This is a genomic window from Pelorhabdus rhamnosifermentans (assembly GCF_018835585.1).
GTDB classification, from domain to species: Bacteria; Bacillota; Negativicutes; order UMGS1260; family UMGS1260; genus Pelorhabdus; species Pelorhabdus rhamnosifermentans.
In genome coordinates this window covers 196,922-214,399 of record NZ_JAHGVE010000006.1, presented here as the reverse complement: position 1 = coordinate 214,399, position 17,478 = coordinate 196,922, and the positions used below count along the sequence as shown (strand labels likewise).

The window sequence follows — 17,478 nt, the reverse complement described above, 5'->3', positions numbered from 1 at the left end:
GATAGTTAATATAAGGAGGATGAATATGAGAAGACTAAAATGGATGACCGTAGGTTTGTTAGGCTTATTTGCAGCTACCACTTTTCTTGTTGGTTGTGGCAGCTCCTCGCAAGCACCAGCGGCGAAAAAGGAGATTGTATTGAAAGCTGCTGATAATCAGCCAGAGGATTATCCAACTGTTATGGGACTAAAGAAAATGGCACAATTGCTTGATGAAAGAACGCAAGGCCGCATTAAAATGCAAGTTTATTCGGGCGGTCAATTGGGCGGTGAAAAAGAATCCATCGAAATGACACAAATGGGCACGATTGCTATTGATCGTGTAAATTCGGCACCTCTAGCTAGTTTTTCTCCTCAAATGGGTGCACTTTCCATGCCTTTTCTTTTCCGTGATGCCACTCATCTTTGGAAAGTTCTTGACGGAGATATTGGCAAAGGCATGCTTAAAGAATTGGAAAAAAGTAATCTGATTGGTTTGACTTACTATGATTCGGGCTCACGTAGCTTTTATACTAAGACAAAAGCCATTAATTCACCAGCAGATGCGCAGGGACAGAAAATTCGCGTACAACAAAGTAAAATTTTTGTCGACACAGTAAATACCTTGGGCGCTTCTGCTACAGCTATGGGCTATGGTGAAGTGTATAGTGGACTTCAAACAGGTATTATTGATGGTGCTGAAAACAATCCGCCGAGTTTATGGTCGGCTAAGCATTTTGAAGTATGTAAATATTTCGCGCTTGATGAACATGCTATGGTTCCTGAGACAGTTATCATGAGTAAAAAAATCTGGGACACACTGTCACCGGACGATCAGAAAATTGTCATGCAGGCTGCTATAGATTCCGGTGTATACCAAAGACAGGTTTGGGCTGAGTATACGACTAAATCGCTTAATGATTTAAAAGATAAAGGTGTCATTATTTCCAACCCCGATAAAGCAGCCTTCCGTAAGGCCGTTGAACCCATGTATGCCAATTATCCTGAATATAAGGATGTAATTGCTCAAATTCAAGCGGTTCAATAAGAAGGGCTGTGGAGAGGCGGCATAGAGTTAGAATAATTTAAGTTAAAAAAAGACTTCAAGGAAGATTTTCCTGGAAGTCTTTTTTTTATAGATTTAGTAGATAAAGTAAGAAATTCCAGCATAATTTTATTGCCAGGTACTAATAATAAGTGATATAATTAGGTCGTAAGTTTTAATTCAAGCAAGGAGGAAGAAAAAAATGATGTTTGACGTTAGGACTGTGTTAAATCCGGGGATGAGTTTTATTATCGATAGAATGTTAGATGAATCAGATACAGCTGCTTATTACGGTAGTAGACAATTAGGACAGTTGATTGCATCGCCTGCATATGTGGGACTGATGATTGATGCGGCTGTAAAAGCCGTTGATGAGCGTTTACCTGCAGGGCTTGTAACAGTTGGGCGTACCATGGAGTTTACTCATGATGCACCTACTTCTTTAGGCATGAATTTGCGTATCAAAGCTTCGTTAAAAGAGATCGTAGGTGACAGACTGTTTTTTGATATTACAGCTTGCGATGATTGTGGTGTTATTGGTTATGGAAAACATGAACGTGCCGTTGTGAACAAGCAAGAGTTGTTTGAACGCGCGAATAAACGTTTGTTACACCAAGCATAGGCGTAAGAAAAAGGAAGGGGCTGCCATTCATTAGGCATGCCCTTCCTTTTTTTATAAGGCCATTTTATTTTCTACGAATTGTGTATCAACATCTCCTGAGCAAAACAGGGGATTTTTCAGTATTTCCTTGTGAAAAGGAATGGTTGTGTGAATCCCTTCAATGAGGTATTCCGAGAGGGCACGTTCCATAATATGAATCGCGTCTCCGCGTGAACGGCCATGAACCATGACTTTGGCAATAAGAGAATCATAGTAGGGCTGAACAATCGATTCGGCCATGATGCCGCTATCGACGCGAACGGCGGGACCTCCTGGTTGGTGGTAACGAGAAATTTTACCGGCGGAAGGGAAAAAGTTATTATTTGGATCTTCAGCATTTATGCGGCATTCTATGGCATGACCTTGAAATAAAATGTTTTCTTGTATGAGATTTAGGGGTTTTCCTGCAGCAATTTTGATCTGATTTTTAACTATATCAATACCTGTGACTAGTTCAGTGATGCCATGCTCCACTTGGATACGAGGGTTGATTTCCATAAAATAAAAATTACCGCCGTGATCCATGAGAAATTCGACTGTTCCCACACTGGTATAGTGCAAGGCTTTCATGGCACGAACAGCTAATTCGCCTACTTTGGCGCGCAGCCAGGGTGTCAAGGCGCTTGAAGGACATTCTTCAAGCAATTTTTGATTGCGACGCTGCAAGGAACACTCTCTTTCCCCTAAATGAATGATTTGGCCATAATGGTCAGCTAATATCTGTACTTCAATATGGCGGGCTCCTGTTACATACCGTTCTAGATAGAAATTTTCAATGGATGCCAAGTCTTCAATACGCTTGTAGCTTTTTACAAACTCCGCTTGATTGTTGAATATGAGCATTCCCTGGCCACCACCCCCTGATAAGGGTTTTAAAATGACAGGATAACCAATTTCGGCGGCTAACTCGCAAGCTTTTTCTTTATTCGTCAGGGGCGGCGTTCCCTCAATAAGGGGAATCCCAATAGCCTTCATGGCGCTGCGTGCGCCATCCTTGTTGCCAACTTGCCGGATAACCTCGGCAGTAGGACCGATAAAGTTGAGTCCGGCCTTTGTGACGGCCTCGGCAAATTCAGCATTTTCCGAAAGAAAACCATAACCAGGGTGAATAGCATCAGCCTGGACAGTTTTAGCTGCGTGAATGAGTGCATCGCTGTTCAAATAACTGTCCGAAGCATCCGCAGAGCCAACGCGGCACGAGTAGTCTGCCAATTGAACGTGCAGTGAATCGATATCGGCGTCGGAATAGATGGCAACGGTTTGAATGCCAAGCTCCTGGCAGGCGCTAATAATTCTGACGGCTATTTCACCGCGATTGGCAATAAGCAGTCGATTGAACATCGTTTAAACCTCCAAATTTTAATATCAGGTATTAATACCTGATGTTAAATACAATTATATAACAAAAGTATAAATTTGCAACCCTCTTTTTTAATTCAAGTAAAAAAAGATGACAACCACAATTACAACTTATGGTAACCAGAGTGATTAGGGATTTTTTGAAAGGATAGCATTGTTTTCTATTTGGTATCGAAAGTCATAAAAAAAACTACAAAGATTTGATTGTAAAAGTCAAATCTTTGTAGTAAACAGCGCAGATTCTTTATGTCGAATCTGCGCTGTTTTTATAAAAAAGTAAATATTACAGAGCTCCTTACTTATTTATATTTTTGCGTCATATTATTGTGTGATGATGGCATCGCCATCATGCAGGCTGTCCATATTGCTTGTGATAACTAATGCCTGATCAGGCAAAGAGGTAGTGAGTTCAAGTAAGTCACCAATGGCTGTTCCAATATCGACTTGTTGACGAACGGCCTTGCCATCGACTGCAAGGTACACATAATGGAGTCCTTGATCCTCAAAAACGGCTGTAGCAGGAACCGTAGGCACAAAGGCTGATGTACCTGTATTGATGTGAGCTGTAATTTTCATGCCGGCTTTTAACATTCCGCTTGTGTTGTCAATTTTGATTTGTGTGCGAAATAACTGATTGCCGCCGGGATAAATGCTTTCTACTTGACCTGTAAGGATTGGATCAGTGGTGTTTTCAACGGTCACTTCGACAGGTGTTCCTGAATGAACAAGATAGAGATCTTTTTGTTGCAGTTGTACGCCAGCACGGACTTCATTGCCGCTTTCCAGCAGCATCAGTTGCTGGCCTGTTTGTACATCCATTCCAGGAGATGCAGCTAAGGCAGATACGACACCATCGGCAGATGCAAGAAGAGGAATAGCATCTGTCGTTGTATTAGGCTGTGTTATATCTGTTGTGACAGGTGGCGGCGTACCTGCGAGCGCATCCTGTGCTGCTTGTAGGCGCGCAGCTGACTCTTCTAATTTGCGGCGTGGAATGGCGCCTTGATCATATAGCTTTTGGTAACGATTGTATTCTTGAAGCAGGCTATCATACCGGGATTGTGCTGCGGGGTCATTGCTATCTGTTGGAAAAGCCGCTTTGCCGACGCTACTACTTGATATAAGATGCTTGATGCTGACAAGGGGCTGACCCGTTTTGACTGCCTGGCCTTCTGTTACATAAACTTCGCCGATACGTCCTGACATTGCCGTAGTAACAGCGGCGGATGCCTTGCGGCCTTCAACAGTACCGGTAAGGTTAACCTGAATTACTTTGTCTGTTAGCGCCACAGGTTCCACAGTGACAGTTACAGGCGGACGTGTATGAATGCCTGCAAAATGATTAGATGGCGGGCGAAGCAAACGGGCAACTAAAATGCATGTAAGTGCGAGGCCGATTGCTAATACGATAAGGATAATTTTTCGATGTTTTAGCCAATAATTTTTCATGTTACATCCTCTCCCAAAAGGATAAATTCATTTAATATTATGTTCCCACTTTTTTCTTTTTCCGTCAAGACAATAAGTTCATTAAGTTAACATAAAAATAAAGGAATTCAACCTGCTTGAAAGCGAATTATTAACAATAATGGAGAAGTTATACGATAAGTGAGGAGTGATGGTTATGAAAGCTCAAGACATTATGAAAAAAGAAGTCGTTACTGTGAATGAACACGCGACCATTCGAGAAATCGCCCAGATACTTCTTGATCAAAAAATTTCAGGTGTACCTGTTGTAGACAATGAAGAGAATCTTGTGGGGATTGTCACGGAGGGAGATCTTTTACATAAGGAGACAAATCCCAGAATTCCTCACTTTGTAAATATTTTGGGAGCCATTATTTATTATAATGGCGTACAGCGTTACGATGAAGATTTCAAGAAACTTATGGCTGGAAAGGCCTGCGAAATGATGACAGCCAAAGTGATTACGGTTGGAGAAAATGCTGATATGGATGAAGTCGTGAAGCTGATGATTGCACATGGCATTAAACGAGTACCTGTGGTGAAAGACCATAAGATATTGGGGATCGTTAGTCGTGCCGATATTATAAGAGCATTGCTTGGGTGATATCCTGTTGATTGAACAAATGTTAGACTACTTGTCGTTTTGTCCGGCGAGTAGTTTTTTTATTGTTTTTATCTTAAATAAGACCTATTTATGTTTTGCTTTCGAGATTAATTTATTTAATAATAAATTAAGTTGACATGAAATATTTTACATCGTACAATAAAGTCATTGGTACCAGAAGCACCGTTTTGGTATCACTGGTTTTATTTATAGCGGATCACAGGTGGAGGTGAGAGCATGAGAGAACGAATTATGATGGGTGCAGTGGAAGAGATTCGCGAAAAAGGAATGAAATTTACGATGAGTGCTTTAGCCCGCCGAGTTGGTGTAAGTAAGCGTTCGCTTTATGAACATTTTGAATCTAAGGAAGCCTTAGTTTATTCAATTATTGAGGCTATATTAGAAGATGCGAACAAAAAAAGATTGGCTGTGATTGCTGATGAGCAATTAACTTATCAGGAAAAACTCAAGAAAGTCCTTACTACACAGTCAACGTTGTTTTCTCCTCTCGATGACAAAAAATGTATTGAAATTAAACGATTTTTTTGTACGCGGTCTATCAAAAAGCTTGATGAAATTTTTGAAAAACAATATTTAATTGTTACGGATTTTCTGGAATTAGGTGTCAAGACGCGAGAAATTCGTTGGGTTTACTTACCGGTATTTGAGAAGATGATTAGAGGTACAATGAATGAAATTGTGGATTATCAGTTTTTAGCTGAGAATAATGTTTCTGTTGATAAAGCCCGCGATTATATGATTGATATCTTAATTTATGGTTTGATTCCTCACGAATCAAATAACATAGAAATCAATAATTAGGAGGGAAAGAGCACGTTTAGTGTGCATGAATGGAAGAAATTTTGGAGGTGGAGAAAATAGCTTACTTTAATTTCAATCGAAAATGGTATTTAGTTTGTTTGTTATTAGTTGTACTTTTAGTTAGTGGCTGTGGTCAGAAGCCTCAGATGGGTCCTAAGACAGTAGAAGTGAAGGCCATGCAGGTGATTCAACAGGATACGCCTATTACATATGATTTTGTCGGTCAAGTCGTGGCTAAAAACGAAGTGAAAGTTCAAGCCAAGGTTTCTGGTAACATTGTTGCCAAAATGGTGAATGGCGGAGATTTCGTGCAACAAGGTCAGAGTTTATTTGAAATTGACAATCGTCAAACAAATGCAGCTTTGCTTACGGCGCGTGCTCAACTGGCTCAGTCTCAAGCCGCGTTAAGTAACTCCCAATTAGATGCGCAGCGTTATCAGCAATTAGCCGCGCAAAACGCCATCTCGCAGCAAACAGCGGATCAGTCCGCCTCAGCAGCCACGCAAAATGAGGCAGCTGTAGAAGCCAATCAAGCCAAAGTACAGCAGGCTGAGGCTGATTTACAGGATTCAGTCATCGTGGCACCCATTGATGGCCGAATTGATACGAATGATTTAAGTATTGGCAGTTTTGTAACAGCCGGAGCAACGACGATGGCGACGTTATCATCTATTGATCCTGTTTTTGTACAATTTAGTATGAGTGAAAATGAATATTTGAAATTTGCCCAGCGTGGCAATGGCGGTTCACCAAGTGAATGGTTTGGTGAGCTTACCTTAGTGCTTAGTAATGGGACGCAATATCCCTTGCGTGGCAGAGTAACGCAAGTGGACAGAGGAATGGCACAGGATACAGGGACCTTGACGATTAAGGCAACATTTGATAATCCGCAGCATATGCTTGTTCCAGGCATGTTTGCCCGTATTGTTGCACAAGGTGAAACAATTCCCGGGGCTTTGCTTGTACCTGAGCGTGCTGTGCAGCAATTGTTAGGTAAATCCTTTGTAACAGTTGTCGGTGAAGGGGATAAGGCAGAGTCTCGTCCTGTTACCTTAGGACAAAAGGTCAATGGTTACTGGGTAGTTCAAGAGGGACTGACGGCCGGAGATCGTGTCGTTGTAGACGGAACCCAAAAAGCGCAGCCGGGAACTTCTTTAAGTATAACAATGATTGGACCGGAAGAATTACAGGCTCCGGCTCAACAGTAGGGGGCGTCTCATTTGTCGAAGTTTTTTATTGAACGTCCTATATTCGCTATCGTATTAGCGATTATTATCTCTGTCGCAGGTCTTGTTTCAGCGTTTAGCTTGCCTGTGGCTCAGTATCCGCAAATTACGCCGCCTCAGGCGACAGTCAGTGCGACGTATGTGGGGGCCAATGCTCAGGTAGTAGAACAAACGATAGCCCAATTAATTGAACTCAAGGTTAATGGTGTCGAAAACATGATATCCATGTTGTCTACCAGTACTGATAATGGTTCCTATTCACTCAATGTTAAATTTGATTTAGGGACCAATGGGGACATTGATGCCGTAGGAACACAAAATAGGGTGGCTCAGGCTAATGCGTCCTTGCCATTGTCTGTTACGCAGTACGGAGTTACTACAACTAAAGTATCACCGGATATGGCGATGGTCTTCTCACTTTATTCACCGAATAGTTCTTATGACAAGGTTTTTTTGAAGAATTATGCTAGCCTGTACATGATTGAAGATCTCAAGCGTATCAAAGGCGTCGGCGATATTACCGAATTCGGCACTGACTTTGGTATGCGTATTTGGCTCAAACCGGATAAAATGGCACAGCTTGGCTTGACTGCAACGGATGTTTCTAATGCCATTAACGATCAGAATGTACAGGCTCCGGCAGGAACCATTGGTCAGCAGCCTTCACCAGATGACCAACAATTTCAATATACCGCGCGGGTGCAGGGACGTCTGTCTGATCCGGAAGAATTCAAGAAAATCATTCTTCGGTCCAAAACAGACGGTACATTAGTTCGTCTGGGTGATGTAGCAGATGTCAATTTAGGTGGCAGGAGTTATTCCTTTGATTCAGAACAGAATGGGAAACCAGCTGCAGCTTTTGCGATTCGGCTGACAACGGGTGCGAACATTTTGGATACTGTTACCGAATGCAAACGGGTTATTGCCGAGGCTGCTAAAAAATTTCCTAATGATTTGCAGTATAAAGTGGTTGTTGATACTACTGAATTTGTTCGCGAATCGATGAAGGAAGTAGCCATTACTTTTGTTGAAGCCATGTTGCTAGTATTGATGGTAGTCTTTCTGTTTTTGCAAAACTGGCGAGCAACGCTTATACCCATGCTGGCTGTGCCTATTTCGTTAATTGGTACTTTTGGTGCCTTCGTGGTGTTAGGCTTTACTATTAATACCTTAACTTTGTTTGCCATGGTGCTTGCAATTGGACTCGTAGTGGACGATGCCATTGTTGTCATTGAAGCGGTGGAACATCATATTCGTTTTACAGGACTGAGTCCCCGTGACGCTACGATTCGAGCGATGGAGGAAGTTTCCGGACCGGTTATTGCAATCGCCTTTGTTTTGGCTGCGGTGTTTATTCCGGTGGCTTTTTATGGCGGAACAACGGGTGTGCTTTATAAACAATTTGCTTTGACGATTACTGTGTCCATGGCTTTATCAGCACTGGTAGCAATATCTTTAACACCAGCTCTGTGCGCTTTAATTCTGAAGCCTTATAATCCAGATGCTCATTCAGGACAATTAGCGAAGTTTTTTGATAACTTTAATGACTGGTTTGAACGGCTTGTCGAGAGTTACGGTAACGGCGTCACTCGACTGTTGAAAAGGTCGATACTGGGTCTTGTATTCGTAGGAATCCTGTTTGTCTGCATTCTCGGGCTTTATCGTGTAATTCCTTCATCTTACGTTCCGAGTGAAGATCAAGGTTACTACATTTCGCAGATTAATTTGCCTGAGGCGGCAAGTTTGAACCGTACTCATGACGCGGGTACTAAAATTGCTAGCCTTATTCGTTCGCAGCCAGGTGTTGAGGATACGATGCTTGTTGACGGCTATGATATTTTGGCCGGTGCAGGTAAGTCCAATGCGGCGATAGTTTTTACTCGACTGAAGCCGTGGGCTGAACGCCAAACAGCCAATTTAAAAGTGGATCATCAAATCTTAAATACCATGATAGAGGGCAGTCATGTTCCAGAAGCGACGACAATGGCATTTGATCCACCCGCATTGCCTGGCATTGGATCAACAGGTGGTTTTACTCTGATGCTGGAAGATCGCGGCGGACATACGGACGAAGAGATTGATCAAATATCTAAAGCCTTTATTGCGGCGGCGCATCAGCGGCCGGAGATAGGAATGATTTATTCGAACTATAGCATCAATACTCCTAGCTATAAATATGTCGTTGATCGTGAAAAGGCTAAAACATTAGGGATTGCTGTTGATGACGTTTATAATGCTTTGCAGGTTTTCCTTGGTGGGATGGAAGTCAATGATTTTAATAAATTTGGCCGAACCTATAAAGTGACTATTCAAGCTCAACCGCAATTTAGAAATAATGCTGAAGATATTCGTTACTTCTTTGTTCGGACGTCATCAGGAACGATGGTGCCATTAAATACTTTGGTTAAATCCGAAAAAACAACAGGTCCTTCTGTTATTCAGCGGTATAATGGATATCGGGCCGTTAAGCTTGGTGGCAATCCGGCATCAGGCTATAGTTCCGGGCAGACGATGACGGCATTAGAAGAAGTCGCCGCTCAAACGCTGCCGGCTAATTTTAGTTATGAATGGGAAGATCAAAGTCGTGAGGAAAAAATTTCCGGCGGCCGGGCTCCAATTATTTTTGGTTTTTCGCTGTTTTTCGTATTTTTGTGTTTGGCAGCGCTTTACGAGAGTTGGAGTGTTCCGCTGGCGATTCTTCTTTCCGTACCGACAGGAATATTTGGAGCCTTCTTATTCCAGTATGTTCGTCATTTAGAAAATAACATTTATATGCAGATTGGGTTAATCATGCTCATTGGATTGGCTGCAAAAAATGCCATTCTTATTGTTGAATTTGCCAAGGTGCGTGTCGATAAGGGAATGAATCCGGTTTCAGCTGCTATTGAGGCGGCGAAGCTTCGTCTCAGACCGATTATTATGACATCGTTGGCGTTTATTATCGGATGTATTCCTCTGGCAATTGCAACAGGTGCTGGTGCTGGGGCAAGAAATTCTATGGGTACAGCGGTTGTCGGCGGTATGCTTATGGCTACGACCCTTGGTATATTTCTTATTCCAATGCTTTTTGTTTTCGTAGAACACTGGATTACGGAAAAACTGCATAAACCGAAGAAAGATGTAAGTCCTTCCGAACCTTCTTCACTGTAAAAAAACAAAGATAACCGGACGAAAACGATTTTGTTTTCGTCCGGCTATTTATATATGAACAGTTAGTTGTTGTACATCGCTTGCTTGTAATGTTGTTGGTACCATGACGACGACAACACTGCTTCTTGCTTATTCTGGATCGTTTACGGCACTCATGATGATTTTTATGGTTCAAGTGAAGTCATTCCCATTAGTGGTATGCTTGTGGGTAATTCCATGGTTGCGCTGGGATTACTTTATAAAAATCTGTACAGTACCTTACCTGACGCAGCGATTAAATATCAGATAATGGTCGCTTTTATGTTGGCAGGTAATGTATCTGCTACGGTTCTTTTCGCCAGTTATTGGGCTTATCGTAGCTTTTTTACCAGATTAGCTCAGCTGAAGGATATTTAGCATAACAGGCGGTTTGCAAATAAAAATTGAAAAAAAATAACCATTTTTAAAATGACCATGTATAATAGAAATGTCTGTGAAATCTTTAAGAATTCTTGTCGAAAGCTGTTATCGCAATAAGACTAGGATGTTCTGAGTGTCTGAAATGTTTTTAGGTTGGTTTAGCTAGTTTAATTATGCGGAAACTGGAGGCGACAGGCATTAGGAGAAAGGAAAATATTACGCTGAACGGATTTTAGGAGGGTTATTTGTGGTATCGATGTTAGCATATCTTGTTTTAGGTTTTGCAATAGGGACATTTGGAACGCTCGTCGGTATTGGCGGAGGAGTTATTTTAATTCCTATTTTTTTATTGATTTTTAACTGGGCACCGCAGCAAGCCATTGGTACGTCGCTCACTGTCGTATTTTTAAATGCCCTTTCGGGGTCAATCGCTTATATTAGACAAAAAAAAGTATATTATGATGCAGCCATTCGGTTTAGTTTGGCTACTCTGCCAGGGGCTATTATTGGTAGTTATTTAGCAGAATATTTTACTGGCTCTGGTTTTCGTATTACTTTTGGTATTCTTCTGATGATTATGGCACTTTTGATGTATTTTCGCCCGTCAAAGAAAGGTGAGCAAGAGGATTTTGATAAGGCTACCTTTACTTATAATCGAACTTTGGGTGTTATTCTTAGTGCTTTTGTCGGGTTTTTATCGAGTATTTTAGGAATTGGCGGCGGTATTATTCATGTGCCTGCAATGATATTCCTGTTGGCTTTTCCTACACATATTGCCACAGCCACCTCGCATTTTGTTTTGGCCATATCTAGTTTCTTTGGCGTGGCTGTACATTTTTTTCTTGGAAATATTTTAATGGGACCTGCTTTATTTATTGGCGGTGGAGCTGTAGCGGGTGCACAATTCGGCGCCTTTTTGTCTGTCAAAGCTAAATCAAAGCTGATTTTGACTTTGTTGTCACTAGCACTTTTTGCACTTGGAGTGCGCTTGCTTTTTGCAGCTTAGCAGGGCTATAGCTGAAATTATGATAAAAAACAGACTGAATTTATCTTGTAAGATAAATTCAGTCTGTTTTTTATCATGAGTAAATTCCTCAATCTTAAAAATTGCATAATTTCTTCACGAGATATTCATAGTTTAATGTTAAATTAATATTGTACAATAAAAATTTAAAAAGTATTTTTTGGATTGGTTGCTATTTAGGCGGGATACGATCTGCGATACAAGTAAAAGCGTTTGAAACGTTTAAGGTTGGAACCATCATCTTTGATGAAGTTGATAGAACATTATCTGGTTTTTGATTACAGCAGGTAATCAAGCGGGCATAAACCACAAAGGAGATTGATTATTTATGAGCGATGAAGAAAAACTGGACGTCATCATTGTTGGCGGTGGACTAGCTGGACTGGCTGCAGCTTATGTATTGGCGAAGGCGGGTAAAGAGGTTGTCCTTATTGAGAGAGGTACAGCTTGCGGGAATAAAAACATGACAGGTGGAAGATTATATGTCTATTCCTTGCTCAGCTTGCTCGGTCCGGAATTGCTGGCTGAGGCACCTCTTGAACGGGCCATTGTGAAAGAACAGATTACCATGGTCAGTGCAACAGGTGGCATGACGCTGGATTATACAGACTATAGCTTTAAAGAAGGAATTCCCCAGTCTTACTCAATTTTACGTTCTGTTTTTGATGATTGGTTGGCAGGAAAGGCAGAAGAGGCGGGTGCGATGATTGTCACAGGAATCCATGTGGATAAAATCATGGAGAAAAATGGTAAAATCGTCGGCGTTGATGCGGCTGGTGAAGAAATGTTCGCTGACACAGTTATTGCAGCCGACGGTGTGAATAGCTTTATGGCCCAACAGGCCGGACTCCGCAATGATTTAACCAGTCGTGAAGTCGGCGTGGGTGTGAAAGAAATGATTGAACTGCCTGAAGAAGTCATTAATTCCCGCTTTGGACTGCAAGCGGGTGAAGGTGCGACCCGTCTCTTTGTTGGTGTTTCCAATGGAATTAGTGGCGGTGGCTTCCTTTATACAAACAAATCCAGCCTATCATTAGGACTGGTAGTTAATTCCCGAGGACTGGGTAACCAGCGGAAAAAACTTCATACTCTGATGCAAGAATTTAAAATGCATCCTGCTGTCTACCCGCTCCTGGACGGTGGGAAAACGGTCGAATATGCAGCTCATCTTGTTAACGAGCTGGGCTTTGTTGGTCTTCCCCAACAACTATATCGTGACGGGTTGGTCGTCATTGGTGATGCCGCAGGCTTTGTGATTAATATGGGAAATACCATACGCGGTATGGATCTGGCTATCTGGAGTGGGATAGCAGTGGCCAAGGCGATTCTTGAAGCGCGTACGTCCGCCGAAGTAGGACCGAGATATATGGAAAATATTGAACGAGATCTCATCCCCACTATGAAGGTGTATCAGAGCTATCCGAAGTTACTGGAAATTCCACGGATGTTTACGGAATACCCTAAGTTAGCAAATGATATGATGCATTATCTGTTTGCTGTGGATGGAAGCGTTCCCCCAAAATTGTCGAAGGCTATGCTTGGCATCGTTAAAAATAACGTCAGTTTAGGCTCTCTGCTATCTGACGGCTGGAAAGGAGTGACATCTCTATGACAGTAAAAAAACAAAGTGTGGAAGATTTACTAGGTTATAATAAATTTAACGCGGATGAAAAAAATCCCCATATTGTTATTGATAAGGCCCTTTGTGCTCAGTGTACGGATAAGCCCTGTCTTGTGGCTTGTCCAGCTGTGCTTTATCGGCAGAAAGGCGAAAATTCTGAAGTAACTTTTGATCATCTTGGTTGTCTTGAATGTGGAACCTGCCGCATTGTATGCCATAATCACGGGAATAAAGGCATTGTCAAATGGGACTATCCTGTTGGTACATTTGGTATTAGCTACCGCTATGGTTGAGGGGAAGATAAACTAGCATGGGCTTAGTAGCAGTAGCACGAACACGTAATGTGAAGATAATATTTGATAGTGAATAGATCAGATTTATCCTATAGCGATAATAATCTGGTCTTTTTTTATTTTTTTGATTCATCCAGCTGGACTTTCCCCTCTATTCTGGATTTTGTTAGCGAAAAATGGTATGGTGTAGTTGTAATTTGCTTGTTTTAGTTGGGAGGCAAGTGTATGGCTTATTCTGTTTTCATTGTGGATGATGATGTAAAATTGGCGGCTTTGTTAAAAACTTATTTTGAACAGGATGGGTTTGTTGCTCATGAAGTGCATGACGGCAGTCAAGTTCTTTCACTTGTAAAGCAATTGAAACCTGATATTCTTGTGCTTGACGTCATGTTGCCTGGAGCGGATGGTTGGGAGATTTGTCGTAAACTGCGTAACGAAAGTGATATCCCTATTATTATGCTTACAGCGCGCGACGAAGAGGCTGATCGATTGAATGGTTTGGCCATTGGTGCTGATGATTACGTGACAAAACCATTTAGTCCACGTGAAGTTGTGGCTAGGGCCAGAGTAATTCTTCGGCGCACAGGCAAATTGTCGAAAACAGAGCCACTCTTGAAATATGGCGATTTGACCCTTTCTAGTGAACGTCACCAGGTACAAAAGGGAAGTGAAACACTTGATTTGACCCCCACAGAGTTCAAGATACTTGAGCTGTTTTTTGAAAATCCCGGTCGTGTATTTAGCCGTTTACAAATCGTTGAGCGAGTACAGGGATATGCTTTTGAAGGTTATGAACGGACCATTGATGCTCATGTGAAGAATTTGCGTCGTAAAATCGAAGAATCTCCGAAAAATCCGCAGTATGTCCAAACTGTGTATGGGGTGGGATATCGCTTTGCTACAGCAGAAATTCAATAGCATTACTTATCGCATTACGGGGCTCATGTTTCTATTAGTTGGTTTCACAGTTGTTTTGCTTATTTATCTGGCGAATGTGCAAATGGCGCATATCTTTCAGGAATATCTAACAGGCCAGAGTCAAGGCATGAATGGGCATATGATGGGGATGGTCTCGCGTGGCATGATGGGAGCTCATGAAGAGTGGTTTTTGTCTTCTGTTCATGAATCTTTAAAATGGGTTGGCTTCGGAATTATGATTGGAGGACTAGGTATTAGCTATGCTTTTGCGCGTAGCATTACCATTCCCTTGCGAGAGCTTGGTCAGGCCGTGAAAGAAATTGAACAAGGCCATTTGGGCAAGAAGGTAGCCGTGAAATCAAAAGACGAAATTGGTCAATTAGCTGCAACCTTCAATCATATGAGTGAAGCCCTTTCTGTTAATAACCGACTTCGTCAGCGATTTTTGGCTGATGCCGCCCACGAATTGAAAACGCCGCTCGCTATTATTCAGGGGCATTTGGAAGGTATGCTTGAGGACGTTATTGCGGTGGATAAGGAGCAACTTTCTTCTCTTTATGATGAAACAGTTCATTTAAATGGATTAATTAAAGATTTACGTGATTTGTCTTTGGCAGAGACAGGGCAACTTACGCTTGAAAAATGTCCAAGTGATATCAATCAGTTAATAAGTAAGATTCTTTACATGATTCAACCCCTTGCTGATGAAAAACAGATTGTTCTCCAAGCCGTTCTGGAAGGTCAGCTTGAAATTTCCGTTGATGTGGGTAGAATAACACAAGTGTTGTATAATTTGCTGACAAATGCCTTGCGTTATACGCCTGTTAGTGGTCAGATTAAGATTGCAACAAGCAGCATCCAGTTACCTGATCAAGGCGGCGTGAAAATCACTATCGAAGATAGTGGGCAAGGAATTTCGTCCGATGATTTACCGCATATTTTTGATCACTTTTATCGGGCCGATTCATCGCGTGATCGGCGGAGTGGTGGATCGGGTATCGGACTCGCTATTGTTCGACAATTAGTTGAAATTCATGGTGGCAAGGTTGAAGTGGACAGCATTCTTGGGCAAGGAAGCCGTTTTACTGTTTATTTGCCTGCTCATGAATCGATTACGAAAGCATAAATTTACAGGCTTGATTCTTATTGACAAGGCTTAGCATTTGTTATATCATTTAAAAAACTTTCCAATTAGGATTTTGATGAGCTTACTGAAGGCAAAGGAATTATTATGCTTCCTTGCTTTCGTTTTTTTATGAGGAGGAAAAAAATGAAATCCTTTGTGCCACGCGTTGCGGCTATTCAAGATATTTCCTGTTTAGGTCGCTGTTCGTTAACAGTTATTATGCCGATCTTATCTGCCATGGGGATACAAGTTTGTCCTTTGCCAACGGCAGTGTTTAGTACTCATTTAGGCGGATTCGGAAGACCAGCCTGTTGTGATTTTACAGATTATATGGAAAGTTTTGTTCAGCATTGGCAACAACAAGGCATGACATTTGATTGTATTTATAGCGGTTTTCTTGCTTCAGAGCAGCAAATTGACATAGTCGAAAGAACAATGAATGTATTTTCAGCGAATCATCCATTTGTTCTTGTTGATCCAGTCATGGGTGATGGTGGAAAATTGTATACAACCTATACAAAGCATATGCAAGAGCGAATGAAGCAGCTCGTTGCTAAGGCCGATGTGATTACACCCAATTACACGGAAGCCTGTTTTTTATTAGGAGAACCTTATGATGAGGCTGTTTGCGATCTGGGAAAAATGACGGATTGGCTTGCTCGGTTAAGCGATCTTGGCCCTGAAAGAGTCGTGATTACTGGTATATTCATTTCACAAGAAAAGCTGCTTACCCTAGGTTATGATCAAAAAAACGCTGCTGTTTATCAAGTGTTTAGTGATTATATTCCGGCCAAGTATCCAGGCACAGGCGATGTTTTTGCCAGCGTGTTATTAGGTTCATTATTACGCGGTGCTAGCTTGCCTTGCGCCATGGAACAAGCAGCAGATTTTGTGGCAGAGGCTATTCGAGTGACATTAGCTTTCAATACACCGCCAAGGGAAGGCATATTATTAGAAACAATTTTATCCCGATTATGTCTTAGTGAATGAGTTGCCTGTTAGCGACGACACTGAGCCTTTATTGGAGGTCTAATAAGGACCCATTATATGAGGAGGATTTATAATGAAGAGACAACGCAATTTTACAACTAGAGATATTATTTTTATTGGTGTATTTTCTGCTTTATGCGTCATTGCAACAACTGTGAAGATTCCCTTAGTAACAGGAGGAATGGTGCATTTAGGCACAGCCTGTTTGTTTACGATTGCTATTTTATTCGGCGGCGTTTATGCGGGGCTGTCCGGAGCCATTGGTTCGGCTTTTTTTGATTTGCTTATAGGCTTTTCGCCTTATACCATCTGGTCTTTTGTTATTAAGGGAATTGCAGGGTTTATTGCCGGTATCGTTGTTAAAGGTCTATGGCCCGAGACGAAAGTCGGTCAGCATCCTGTGACAAATAAGGTGTGGATGGTCAAAGCTATTTTTGGGTGTCTCTTAGCGGCTCTTTGGACACTTGGCGGTTATATTTTGGCTTGGTGGCAAGTGACTGGCAGTCTGAGTGTGGCTATTGGCAATATGCCCAGTTCTTTAATTACATCGGGCGTAGGAATGATTGTGGCATTCTTTTTAACAGTCAAGTTACATAATGTCATCAAAATGTAAATTTTGGCTTTGTATATGAAAAGCGGCTTGAAATTCTATCAGATAGGGTTTCAAGCCGCTTTTTTGTGTATTATAAGCAAGTAACAGTTGAAACGGTACAAAAATCGTATTACTAACGCTTCACCGTTCTACTTGACTTCCGCTTATAGTAATACGATTCCTGTACCTGCTGGGTGTACAC

General features: G+C 41.7%; 16 protein-coding genes. 14 read left to right on the top strand and 2 right to left on the bottom strand.

The window, feature by feature from the left end; translation table 11 throughout:
- Positions 1 to 25 precede the first annotated feature (25 nt).
- Both Ga0466249_RS09555 and Ga0466249_RS09550 read left to right on the top strand, forming a co-directional pair.
- Entirely contained in the window at positions 26 to 1,027 is a 1,002-nt protein-coding gene (locus tag Ga0466249_RS09555; RefSeq protein ID WP_246588595.1) for a TRAP transporter substrate-binding protein, read from the top strand.
- A 199-nt stretch (positions 1,028 to 1,226) separates the two neighbouring features.
- Positions 1,227 to 1,646 carry a thioesterase family protein gene (locus tag Ga0466249_RS09550; RefSeq protein WP_246588594.1) on the top strand — a complete coding sequence of 140 codons (420 nt, stop codon included), beginning with the start codon at positions 1,227 to 1,229 and terminating at the stop codon, positions 1,644 to 1,646.
- Between the two features lie 51 nt (positions 1,647 to 1,697).
- Here Ga0466249_RS09550 and Ga0466249_RS09545 read toward each other — a convergent pair whose 3' ends face one another.
- Positions 1,698 to 3,026, bottom strand: coding sequence for an acetyl-CoA carboxylase biotin carboxylase subunit (locus tag Ga0466249_RS09545; RefSeq protein WP_215829210.1), 1,329 nt, complete (start codon positions 3,024 to 3,026; stop codon positions 1,698 to 1,700).
- Positions 3,027 to 3,365: 339 nt separating this feature from the next.
- Positions 3,366 to 4,493 (bottom strand): efflux RND transporter periplasmic adaptor subunit, encoded by a 1,128-nt coding sequence (locus tag Ga0466249_RS09540; protein WP_215829209.1) that lies wholly within the window; start codon positions 4,491 to 4,493, stop codon positions 3,366 to 3,368.
- A 175-nt stretch (positions 4,494 to 4,668) separates the two neighbouring features.
- Between Ga0466249_RS09540 and Ga0466249_RS09535 the strand changes: the two genes are divergently transcribed.
- From Ga0466249_RS09535 to Ga0466249_RS09480, 12 genes are all read left to right on the top strand, one after another.
- Positions 4,669 to 5,115: a CBS domain-containing protein gene (locus tag Ga0466249_RS09535; protein ID WP_215829208.1), complete on the top strand. Its 447-nt coding sequence runs from the start codon at positions 4,669 to 4,671 to the stop codon at positions 5,113 to 5,115.
- Between the two features lie 237 nt (positions 5,116 to 5,352).
- Positions 5,353 to 5,937, top strand: coding sequence for a TetR/AcrR family transcriptional regulator (locus Ga0466249_RS09530; protein WP_215829207.1), 585 nt, complete (start codon positions 5,353 to 5,355; stop codon positions 5,935 to 5,937).
- A gap of 29 nt (positions 5,938 to 5,966) precedes the next feature.
- Entirely contained in the window at positions 5,967 to 7,145 is a 1,179-nt protein-coding gene (locus tag Ga0466249_RS09525; RefSeq protein ID WP_215829206.1) for an efflux RND transporter periplasmic adaptor subunit, read from the top strand.
- A 12-nt stretch (positions 7,146 to 7,157) separates the two neighbouring features.
- Positions 7,158 to 10,313, top strand: a complete 3,156-nt coding sequence (locus tag Ga0466249_RS09520; protein ID WP_215829205.1) for an efflux RND transporter permease subunit — start codon at positions 7,158 to 7,160, stop codon at positions 10,311 to 10,313.
- A 198-nt stretch (positions 10,314 to 10,511) separates the two neighbouring features.
- Entirely contained in the window at positions 10,512 to 10,709 is a 198-nt protein-coding gene (locus Ga0466249_RS09515) for an ABC transporter permease (RefSeq protein WP_512699362.1), read from the top strand.
- Between the two features lie 259 nt (positions 10,710 to 10,968).
- The gene (locus tag Ga0466249_RS09510; protein WP_215829244.1) at positions 10,969 to 11,718 is read left to right on the top strand and encodes a sulfite exporter TauE/SafE family protein; all 750 of its coding nucleotides are present in this window, start codon (positions 10,969 to 10,971) and stop codon (positions 11,716 to 11,718) included.
- A 346-nt stretch (positions 11,719 to 12,064) separates the two neighbouring features.
- Positions 12,065 to 13,348: an FAD-dependent oxidoreductase gene (locus Ga0466249_RS09505; RefSeq protein ID WP_215829204.1), complete on the top strand. Its 1,284-nt coding sequence runs from the start codon at positions 12,065 to 12,067 to the stop codon at positions 13,346 to 13,348.
- Entirely contained in the window at positions 13,345 to 13,650 is a 306-nt protein-coding gene (locus Ga0466249_RS09500; RefSeq protein ID WP_215829203.1) for a ferredoxin family protein, read from the top strand. Before Ga0466249_RS09505 ends, Ga0466249_RS09500 begins: the two co-directional genes overlap by 4 nt.
- Positions 13,651 to 13,875: 225 nt before the next feature.
- Positions 13,876 to 14,568: a response regulator transcription factor gene (locus Ga0466249_RS09495; RefSeq protein ID WP_215829202.1), complete on the top strand. Its 693-nt coding sequence runs from the start codon at positions 13,876 to 13,878 to the stop codon at positions 14,566 to 14,568.
- Entirely contained in the window at positions 14,546 to 15,694 is a 1,149-nt protein-coding gene (locus Ga0466249_RS09490) for a sensor histidine kinase (protein WP_312889743.1), read from the top strand. The genes Ga0466249_RS09495 and Ga0466249_RS09490 overlap by 23 nt, the downstream gene beginning before the upstream one ends.
- Before the next feature lie 144 nt (positions 15,695 to 15,838).
- Positions 15,839 to 16,684, top strand: coding sequence for a pyridoxamine kinase (locus tag Ga0466249_RS09485; protein WP_215829201.1), 846 nt, complete (start codon positions 15,839 to 15,841; stop codon positions 16,682 to 16,684).
- 73 nt (positions 16,685 to 16,757) lie between these two features.
- Entirely contained in the window at positions 16,758 to 17,297 is a 540-nt protein-coding gene (locus tag Ga0466249_RS09480) for an ECF transporter S component (RefSeq protein ID WP_215829200.1), read from the top strand.
- Positions 17,298 to 17,478: the final 181 nt, after the last annotated feature.

Coding starts and splice junctions, on each gene's coding strand:
- Ga0466249_RS09555 (WP_246588595.1), top strand. CDS start 26: ATGAGAAGACTAAAATGGATGACCGTAGGTTTGTTAGGCTTATTTGCA.
- Ga0466249_RS09550 (WP_246588594.1), top strand. CDS start 1,227: ATGATGTTTGACGTTAGGACTGTGTTAAATCCGGGGATGAGTTTTATT.
- Ga0466249_RS09545 (WP_215829210.1), bottom strand. CDS start 3,026: ATGTTCAATCGACTGCTTATTGCCAATCGCGGTGAAATAGCCGTCAGA.
- Ga0466249_RS09540 (WP_215829209.1), bottom strand. CDS start 4,493: ATGAAAAATTATTGGCTAAAACATCGAAAAATTATCCTTATCGTATTA.
- Ga0466249_RS09535 (WP_215829208.1), top strand. CDS start 4,669: ATGAAAGCTCAAGACATTATGAAAAAAGAAGTCGTTACTGTGAATGAA.
- Ga0466249_RS09530 (WP_215829207.1), top strand. CDS start 5,353: ATGAGAGAACGAATTATGATGGGTGCAGTGGAAGAGATTCGCGAAAAA.
- Ga0466249_RS09525 (WP_215829206.1), top strand. CDS start 5,967: ATGGAAGAAATTTTGGAGGTGGAGAAAATAGCTTACTTTAATTTCAAT.
- Ga0466249_RS09515 (WP_512699362.1), top strand. CDS start 10,512: ATGCTTGTGGGTAATTCCATGGTTGCGCTGGGATTACTTTATAAAAAT.
- Ga0466249_RS09510 (WP_215829244.1), top strand. CDS start 10,969: ATGTTAGCATATCTTGTTTTAGGTTTTGCAATAGGGACATTTGGAACG.
- Ga0466249_RS09505 (WP_215829204.1), top strand. CDS start 12,065: ATGAGCGATGAAGAAAAACTGGACGTCATCATTGTTGGCGGTGGACTA.
- Ga0466249_RS09500 (WP_215829203.1), top strand. CDS start 13,345: ATGACAGTAAAAAAACAAAGTGTGGAAGATTTACTAGGTTATAATAAA.
- Ga0466249_RS09495 (WP_215829202.1), top strand. CDS start 13,876: ATGGCTTATTCTGTTTTCATTGTGGATGATGATGTAAAATTGGCGGCT.
- Ga0466249_RS09485 (WP_215829201.1), top strand. CDS start 15,839: ATGAAATCCTTTGTGCCACGCGTTGCGGCTATTCAAGATATTTCCTGT.
- Ga0466249_RS09480 (WP_215829200.1), top strand. CDS start 16,758: ATGAAGAGACAACGCAATTTTACAACTAGAGATATTATTTTTATTGGT.